Raw genomic sequence first — 8,775 nt, forward strand, 5'->3', positions numbered from 1 at the left:
TATCTCTGCAAGGTAAGATGCGTACCACTCAGAGCCTGTCTGCGCAGGCTCTTAACCGCGTGAATTATTATTGCCCGAACGTGAGTAAGACTTTGCAGCACTGCCGCTGGTCTTTTTCAAACCGTTCGATGGCGTCTGTTACGTGGTGATAGTCAAAAGTGTGGGTGATCAGTTTGTCCGGGTCGATCAACCCCTTTTCCAGCCAGTCGATGACGACGGGGAATTTGTTGGCATTCAGCCGTGATGAGAATATCGCCAGCTCTTTTCCGGTGATCCCCTGCTGAACAATCTGGCTTGGGTCGCTGGAAAACCCCATCAGCACGATGCGTGCCGCCGGAGAGGCAATGGTGATGGCTTCCTGTAAAATTGTCGGATGACAGGCTGCGTCAATAATAAGCGTCGGTTTGATCCCTTTTTCTTCCAGCGCCGCCTGTAACGACAGCTCTGCGTTGTTGAACACCCAATCCGCGCCGCTGCGTTGCGCCATCGCCAGCCGTTCATTGATCCGATCCACAACGATAACCTGCTTCACCTTATAGACACCTTTCAGCGCCTGGACGGTGACAAGCCCCATGGGACCTGCGCCATAGATCAGGGCGATATCCTGCCCGGTGGGTTGTGCGTGGCCCGTCACGTTAGCGGCAATCGTGAACGGCTCGATCATTACCGCGTGTTTATCTGGAATAGCATCCGGAACAACCCAGGCATTTTTTGCCGGTACGACGGCATACTCACTAAAGCCTCCGTCGCGATGAACGCCCAGCACCACCAGAGAAGTACAGACATTGGGTTTGCCCACGGAGCACGGATAGCAGTGTCCGCAGCTGATCACCGGGTCAACCGAGACGCGCTCGCCCACGCGGGCCGGGTCAACTCCCTCACCAACGGCATCAATCTCACCAAAAAATTCATGGCCAATCACGCGCGGGTATCGGGCAAACGGATTATGCCCGCGGTAAATATGGCTGTCTGAACCGCAAATACCGGCCAGTTTGACGTTGACGCGCACTTCACCTGCCGCGGGTTCCGGGAGTGGACGATCTTCAATCACCAGTGCGTTGGGTTGTTGAATCACTACGCTTTTCATCGTTCGCTCCTCGTTTACCAGTTCCACAATGTGCCATCTTCGAGACGGGCAACCGGAAGATAGGCAGGATCGTACGGGTATTTCGCCGCCAGTTTTTCGTCAAATTCAATGCCCAGCCCGGGTTTGTCGCCCGGATGCATATAGCCATTATCAAAGCGCCAGCTGTGCGGGAAGACCTCCAGCATCTGTTCGGAGTAACCCATATATTCCTGTACACCAAAGTTTGGCACCCACAGGTCAAAATGCAGCGCGGCGGCGTGGCAAACAGGCGACAGATCCGACGGTCCATGTGAGCCGGTACGCACCTGATAAAGCGAGGCGAAGTCCGCGATGCGCCGCATACCGGTGATGCCGCCCGCGTGGGTAATGGTGGTGCGGATATAGTCGATAAGCTGCTCTTCAATAAGCTGCTTGCAGTCCCAGATGCTGTTAAACACTTCTCCAACCGCAATCGGCGTGACCGTGTGCTGACGGATCAGACGGAAGCAGGCCTGGTTTTCCGCTGGCGTAGGATCTTCCATCCAGAACATACGGAATGCTTCAATGCTCTTACCGAATCGCGCCGCCTCAATCGGGGTCAAACGGTGGTGCATGTCGTGCAAAAGATGATCATTAAAGCCAAATTTACTGCGCACCGCATCGAACAGCTTCGGTGTGAAATCGAGGTATTTTTCGGTGGACCAGAGCTGCTCTTCCGGCCAGTCACCTTTAGTGGCGGGCTCGTAGGCCAGCCCTTTTCCTTTCGACATGCCATAGGTGGTTTTCATACCCGGCACGCCGCACTGAACGCGGATCGCCTTAAAGCCCATCTCTTTATGCCGGGCGTAATCTTCCAGCACGTCATCAATGGAGTGTCCGGTGGTATGACAATAGACCATCACCCCTTCCCGGGATGCGCCGCCCAGCAGCTGGTAGAGCGGCATATTGGCCGCTTTGGCTTTGATATCCCACAGTGCCATATCCACGGCGGAAATGGCCGACATGGTGACCGGGCCACGACGCCAGTAGGCGCCTTTATAGAAGAACTGCCAGATATCCTCAATGCGGTGCGCATCACGGCCGATCAACTGCGGGCAGAGGTGATCTTTCAGATAAGAGGCCACCGAAAGTTCACGTCCGTTGAGGGTGGCATCACCCAGGCCGACGATGCCCTCGTCGGTGGTAATTTTAAGGGTGACAAAGTTACGCCCCGGGCAGGTAACAAAGACTTCAGCCCCGACAATCTTCATAATCCATTTCCTTACATCGCTCATTGTGATGCTGGAAACTTACTCCTCTGCACTACTACCATACAAGTATAATGATCATAAAATCAGCGAACGGTCACAAAAAAATCGGGCGCTCAGGCGCGCCCCCATCCGGCAACAATAATCAACATGCCGCACAGCGCAACCAGCGCCCCGGCCCAGTCATACGCGCTGAGCTTCACACCATCCACCACGCGTAACCACAGCAGCGCGGTACAGACATAAACGCCCCCATAAGCGGCGTAGACGCGCCCGCTGGCCGCCGGGTGCAGCGTCAACAGCCAGACAAACAGGGCCAGCGCAATGCCCGCCGGGATCAGCAGGAATACGGTTGCCCCCTTCTTCAGCCAGAGCCACGGAAGGAAGCAGCCGATGATTTCACACAGCGCGGTGGCAAAAAAAAGCAGAGTGGTTTTGAGCATATTTACGGTCATGTGATGATTTATTTAGACATCATACCTGATGATATCGTTTACTTTTCCATACCCGTGCCGCGGGTATGCCGTTATTTCTCTTTGGTGTAGAATCTGAACGGGATAACTTAATTATCTGCGCCCATTTAAAAGGAAACGCTATGACTACATTAAGCAAACGCCTTTGTCTGACAGCCCTGCTGGCGCTGTCATCGTTCGCCTTTGCCGCCTCTGCCACCGCCGAAACCAGCAAACTCATTATTGAGTCTGGTGACAGCGCGCAAAGCCGTCAGAACGCCGCGATGGACAAAGAACAATGGAATGACACCCGTAGCCTTCGCCAGAAGGTGAACAAACGTGTTGAAAAAGAGTGGGACAAAGAAGATGTCGCTTTCGACGCGCGCGATAAGTGTCAGCAAAGTGCCAACGTTAACGCCTACTGGGAGCCAAATACCCTGCGCTGCCTGGATCGTCGTACTGGCCGCACGGTCGCGCCATAATGTCAGTGCAGTGTGACGTTAAGCTCCGCCCGCTGGAGCGTGAAGACCTGCGCTTCGTCCACCAGCTCGACAATAACGCCAGCGTGATGCGCTACTGGTTCGAAGAGCCTTACGAGGCGTTTGTTGAGCTGTCGGATCTCTACGATAAGCACATTCACGATCAGAGCGAACGCCGTTTTGTCGTGGAGTGTGAAGGTGAAAAAGCCGGTCTGGTGGAACTGGTTGAGATCAACCACGTTCATCGTCGGGCAGAATTCCAGATTATCATTTCACCTGAGCATCAGGGGAAAGGTCTTGCCACGCGGGCGGCGAAGCTGGCGATGGATTACGGATTCAACGTCCTGAATCTCTACAAGCTTTATCTCATCGTGGATAAAGAGAACGAGAAAGCAATCCATATCTACCGCAAGCTGGGCTTTATGGTGGAAGGCGAACTGGTTCACGAGTTCTTTATCAACGGTGAATACCGCAACACCATTCGCATGTGCATCTTCCAGCATCAGCACCTGGCCGGACACAAACCGTCAGGCGCCAGCCTGCTGAAACCCACCGCGCAGTAACCTGCGCGGCTTTTTCTCAGTAGTATTCAATACTGTTCTTAATGGTGTACTTGCGCTCAACGGCGGGCTTCACGCTGTTGTCGGTGATCGTCAGATCGCAACTCACCGGATTATTGCGTCGATCGTAATCACAGCTCTGATTGACGTTGCCCAGCGGCTTGTCATTCAGCATGCTCACGGCGGAGTAATCCATTCTTTTGCGAAGATCTTTAGACGGCGTCGACTGGACGGATAAATGCTGGTCCCCGGAGACGGTGGTTTTCCCCAGCGGATAGCCATCCGCATCATAGCGGTACTTCACTTCCATCTCTTTGCCGTGCGCCGCCACCACAAACCCGTTATCGTCGGTATCCCACGTTACGCCCGCCGACGGTAATTCGGCCAGCTGGCATTTCCCTTGCAGTTTCACTTTTCGCTGCTGGGTTTCCGCATCAAGGTAGTAATTAGCATCCAATACCAGCGCCACGCCGGTATTGGCCTCGAGGTCGTGCAGTTCGAGGGTATCGAAACACCCTTCCGTCGACATCGTACCGGTTACCCGTTTGGAGACTTCACCTTTGTCGTTGAACAGTGTCTGGGTAAAGTCTTTTACCGGGCCGCGCAGAGGGTCAAAATCAAATTCATTGGAGAAGCTCGCCATCTCGGGCGTAAACGACAGCGGCGCGGAAGGGTTGTCGCACCCCACCAGTGTTGCTGCCAGTAGCGTTATCGCTGCGTAGTTCTTCACATCATTTACCGAATCAGGGAGAGTATTCCCGATCATATTAGCAAATACCGTTGTTCACACGATAGCAAAATGTCAGGCGAAAAGAGACGTACAATCAATGCATTAATCTCTCTTGCCCTCAGCAAAACCTCGCCAGAACGAGAAGGCGCTGTGCCCGCTGTTGAACAGGAAACACACCTGCTTTGAGTGCATGACGGATATTCTGTGGCATATTAACAACATGAAAACGCCGGCAGATTGCGCCATCTAACTTTATTCTTTGATATATTAAATGTTTAACATCCCCTTTCTTCCTCTATAAGGATGCGCTACCCTCACAAATGCGTTCGCGTCCAAAACCGCCTGGAATCTCTATGCTTTCTTTATTCATGAAAAAACGTAGGCAAAACGCTGATTTTTGATTGCTCATCAAAGGTTAAAAAAATGAAAAAAACAATCCCTGAATATACGCCTGTTGACTTATCACGTTGGGCCAGAAAAGAACATTTCGAGGTATTTCAGTCCTTTGCTCAATCTACATTTAATCAAACTGTTCAAATAGACATCACCGCATTGCTCAAGGATATAAAAGAATTGGGCTGGAAATTTTATCCGACGATGATTTCCCTCCTTTCTAAAATCGTCAACAACCATTCGGAATTCCGTATGGCCATGAAGAACAATGAACTTGTCATATGGAATGAAATTCATCCAAGCTATACCATTTTCCATAATGAAACGGAGACCTTTTCTTCATTATGGAGTCACTTCGATGGCAATATTGATCATTTCCAGAACGTTTATTCGGAAGATGTTGCTCGCTATGGTAATAGCCTTTCTTATTGGCCGAAGGAAGAGTCGCGGGAAAATGTATTTTTTGTGTCGGCGATCCCCTGGTCAAGTTTTACCAGTTTTAATATCAACGTAGCCAATATGCAGAACTTTTTTGCCCCCATGTTCACTATGGGGAAATACGTCAACCAGGGTGGAAAAGTATTGTTGCCCCTCGCCGTGCAGGTCCATCATTCCGTGTGCGATGGTTTCCATGTAGCAAGATTGTTCAATGAGTTACAGGCGATGTGTGATGACTTACGGCATCACTCCGGCGAACGACAGGTGCAGAGCAAAACGCACCGCGCTTAGCGTCGCGATGCCGGGCGGGTATAACCGCCCGCAGGACGTGTTGATGGAAATTGGGGAAAATGAGCGCAGGAAGCCTGTATAAGATTGTTCAGAAAGTTATCTCCAATAACAAAAGCTTACACGAACCCTGCTAAGCTTAACCGACACACAGAGAAAAGGAGCTACAGATGAAACGGTTACCCTGGATTACCGCCCTGCTGTTAATGAGCGCTTCTACAGCGGCTCTGGCTGCCCCGGATTCCTGCGAGCGCGTAAAAAGCAACATTCAGCAGAAAATCATCAATAACGGCGTGCCCGAGTCCGGCTTTACGTTAAATATTGTGCCAAACGATCAGGCTGACCAGCCGGATGCACAGGTAGTCGGTCATTGTGCGAACGATACTTTTAAAATTCTCTATACCCGCACCGGTAGCGGTGCCGCATCAGGGGTGCAGGATAATGGTCAGGGCGAACCTCAGTGATTTTAATCACTTTCTCGCGGCCAATTCCCTTTGACTTGATGAGGATTAATATTTAATACCTCTAAATAAGTAACATTCACCCCATCATTAGCCCGGTTGTAATCACGGGCGAAAATAATACGCAATTAAAATGATGGGGTGAGTTATGTCCGATGTCGATAATCACGGCGGGATCAGCCGTCGAACGTTGGTTAAATCCACTGCAATAGGCTCTCTGGCACTTGCCGCCGGGGGGATTTCACTGCCTTTTGGCCTCAAACGCGCCGCTGCCGCGGTACAAAACGCCGTAAAGCCCGCTGAAGACAAAGTGGTCTGGGGTGCCTGCTCGGTCAACTGCGGGAGCCGTTGTGCGCTGCGCCTTCACGTCCGTGATGAAGAAGTTTACTGGGTCGAAACGGATAACACCGGTGAGGATATTTATGGCAATCATCAGGTTCGCGCCTGCCTGCGCGGGCGTTCCATTCGCCGTCGGATCAACCACCCCGATCGTCTGAACTACCCCATGAAGCGCGTAGGGAAACGCGGTGAAGGAAAATTTGAGCGTATCTCATGGGATGAAGCCCTGGACACCCTTACCCGCAGCCTGAAAGATGTCGTCGAAAAATACGGCAACGAAGCGGTCTACATTAACTACTCCTCCGGCATTGTGGGCGGCAATATCACCCGCTCCTCCCCTTATGCTTCGCTGGTCGCGCGTCTGATGAACTGCTACGGCGGCTTTTTAAGCCACTATGGCACTTACAGCACCGCGCAAATAGCCTGTGCAATGCCCTACACCTACGGCAGCAACGACGGCAACAGCACCTCGGATATTGAAAACACGAAGCTGGTGGTGATGTTCGGTAATAACCCGGCAGAGACGCGAATGAGCGGCGGCGGGATAACCTATTATCTCGAGCAGGCCCGCGAGCGCTCTCACGCGCGCATGATCATCATCGATCCGCGGTATACCGACACCGCCGCCGGGCGCGAAGACGAGTGGATCCCGATTCGCCCGGGGACAGACGCCGCGCTGGTCGCGGGTATCGCCTGGGTACTGATCGACGAAAACCTTGTCGATCAGCCGTTCCTCGACACGTACTGCGTCGGCTATGACGACAAAACGCTGCCGGCAGGTGCGCCTGCTAACGGGCATTACAAAGCGTATATTCTCGGTCAGGGTGACGATGGCATCGCCAAAACGCCGGAATGGGCCTCGCGCATCACAGGCATACCGGCCGAGCGCATCATCAAGCTTGCACGAGAAATTGGCAGTACCAAACCGGCCTACATCTGTCAGGGCTGGGGCCCACAGCGCCAGGCCAACGGCGAGCTGACCTCCCGCGCCATTGCCATGTTGCCGATTTTGACCGGAAACGTCGGTATCAACGGCGGTAACAGCGGCGCACGTGAATCGACCTACACGATCACCATTGAGCGTATGCCACTGCCGGATAACCCGGTGAAAACGCAAATCTCATGCTTTAGCTGGACCGACGCCATCGCGCGCGGACCCGAAATGACCGCCCTGCGCGACGGCGTGCGGGGAAAAGAGAAGCTGGATGTGCCGATCAAATTCATCTGGAACTACGCCGGCAACACCATCATCAACCAGCATTCCGACATCAACAAAACCCACGATATTCTTCAGGACGAGAGTAAATGCGAAACCATCGTGGTGATCGACAACTTTATGACCTCGTCGGCGAAATATGCTGACATCCTGCTGCCCGATTTAATGACCGTTGAACAGGAAGACATTATTCCTAACGATTATGCAGGCAACATGGGCTACCTGATTTTCCTTCAGCCCGTGACCGCACCGAAGTTTGAGCGCAAACCGATCTACTGGATCATGAGTGAAGTGGCGAAACGCCTCGGCCCGGATATTCATCAGCGATTTACCGAAGGACGTACCCAGGCGCAGTGGCTGCAGTATCTGTATGCCAAAATGCTCGACAAAGATCCGCAGTTGCCGTCCTATGACGAACTGAAAGAGAGGGGTATTTATAAGCGTAAAGATCCGGCCGGGCACTTCGTGGCCTATAAAAAATTCCGCGATGATCCGCAGGCTCATCCGCTCAACACCCCCTCGGGCAAGATTGAAATTTACTCCAGCAAGCTGGCAGAGATTGCGGCTACCTGGGAGCTCGCCGACGACGAAACCATCAGCCCGCTGCCGGTCTACGCCTCGACCTTCGACGGCTGGGACGCCCCGGAACGCCATAAATTCCCGCTGCAGCTCTTCGGCTTCCACTTCAAAGCCCGCACCCACTCCAGCTACGGCAATGTCGACGTGCTGAAAGCCGCCTGCCGTCAGGAGGTCTGGCTTAACCCCGTGGACGCGGCGCAACGCGGCATCAAAAATGGCGATACGGTGCGCGTATTTAACGATCGCGGCGAGGTACGCATCGAAGCGAAAGTCACACCGCGCATCATGCCCGGCGTGAGCGCGATGGGCCAGGGAGCCTGGCATGACGCCAATATGAACGGCGATCGTATCGACCACGGTTCATGCATCAACACCCTGACCACGCACCGCCCGTCACCGCTGGCCAAAGGTAACCCGCAGCACACCAATCTGGTGCAGATCGAGAAGGCGTAAGGAGTAAGTGATGACCACTCAGTATGGATTTTTTATTGATTCCAGCCGCTGCACCGGGTGCAAAACCTGCGAGC

Annotated in this window: 9 protein-coding genes and 1 pseudogene; 6 read left to right on the forward strand and 4 right to left on the reverse strand. The window is 53.1% G+C overall.

Annotated elements, in window-relative coordinates; translation table 11 throughout:
- Positions 1-67: 67 nt before the first annotated feature.
- The 3 genes from QLG09_RS10305 to QLG09_RS10315 all read right to left on the reverse strand — a co-directional run bounded on the left by QLG09_RS10305 (position 68) and on the right by QLG09_RS10315 (position 2,756).
- Complete coding sequence (locus QLG09_RS10305; RefSeq protein WP_025204304.1) at positions 68-1,087, reverse strand: Zn-dependent oxidoreductase; 1,020 nt, start codon at positions 1,085-1,087, stop codon at positions 68-70.
- 14 nt (positions 1,088-1,101) lie between these two features.
- A complete protein-coding gene (gene rspA / locus QLG09_RS10310; RefSeq protein ID WP_049023853.1) occupies positions 1,102-2,316 on the reverse strand; it encodes a starvation-sensing protein RspA in 1,215 nt (404 codons plus the stop codon).
- Positions 2,317-2,429: 113 nt separating this feature from the next.
- Entirely contained in the window at positions 2,430-2,756 is a 327-nt protein-coding gene (locus tag QLG09_RS10315) for a YnfA family protein (RefSeq protein ID WP_025204305.1), read from the reverse strand.
- A gap of 152 nt (positions 2,757-2,908) precedes the next feature.
- On the opposite strand from QLG09_RS10315, the gene QLG09_RS10320 reads away from it, so the two are divergent.
- On the forward strand, positions 2,909-3,247 hold the full coding sequence (locus QLG09_RS10320) for a DUF1283 family protein (RefSeq protein WP_020884264.1): 339 nt from the start codon (positions 2,909-2,911) through the stop codon (positions 3,245-3,247).
- Positions 3,247-3,807 (forward strand): spermidine N1-acetyltransferase, encoded by a 561-nt coding sequence (gene speG / locus QLG09_RS10325; protein ID WP_020884265.1) that lies wholly within the window; start codon positions 3,247-3,249, stop codon positions 3,805-3,807. The genes QLG09_RS10320 and speG overlap by 1 nt, the downstream gene beginning before the upstream one ends.
- A gap of 16 nt (positions 3,808-3,823) precedes the next feature.
- Here the strand turns inward: speG and QLG09_RS10330 are convergent, their stop codons facing one another.
- The gene (locus QLG09_RS10330; RefSeq protein ID WP_244047921.1) at positions 3,824-4,570 is read right to left on the reverse strand and encodes a YnfC family lipoprotein; all 747 of its coding nucleotides are present in this window, start codon (positions 4,568-4,570) and stop codon (positions 3,824-3,826) included.
- A 387-nt stretch (positions 4,571-4,957) separates the two neighbouring features.
- Between QLG09_RS10330 and catA the strand changes: the two genes are divergently transcribed.
- The 4 genes and pseudogenes from catA to QLG09_RS10350 all read left to right on the forward strand — a co-directional run.
- The gene (gene catA / locus QLG09_RS10335; RefSeq protein WP_032681119.1) at positions 4,958-5,656 is read left to right on the forward strand and encodes a type A chloramphenicol O-acetyltransferase; all 699 of its coding nucleotides are present in this window, start codon (positions 4,958-4,960) and stop codon (positions 5,654-5,656) included.
- Positions 5,657-5,823: 167 nt separating this feature from the next.
- On the forward strand, positions 5,824-6,117 hold the full coding sequence (locus QLG09_RS10340) for a DUF1161 domain-containing protein (RefSeq protein WP_282488884.1): 294 nt from the start codon (positions 5,824-5,826) through the stop codon (positions 6,115-6,117).
- A gap of 145 nt (positions 6,118-6,262) precedes the next feature.
- Positions 6,263-8,701: a selenate/tellurate reductase subunit YnfE gene (ynfE, locus tag QLG09_RS10345; protein ID WP_282488885.1), complete on the forward strand. Its 2,439-nt coding sequence runs from the start codon at positions 6,263-6,265 to the stop codon at positions 8,699-8,701.
- A 10-nt stretch (positions 8,702-8,711) separates the two neighbouring features.
- Positions 8,712-8,775 (forward strand): annotated as a pseudogene (locus QLG09_RS10350) (dimethyl sulfoxide reductase subunit B); the annotation flags it as partial.

This window comes from Enterobacter sp. V89_11 (assembly GCF_029967775.1).
In the GTDB taxonomy this organism is placed as follows: Bacteria; Pseudomonadota; Gammaproteobacteria; order Enterobacterales; family Enterobacteriaceae; genus Enterobacter; species Enterobacter ludwigii.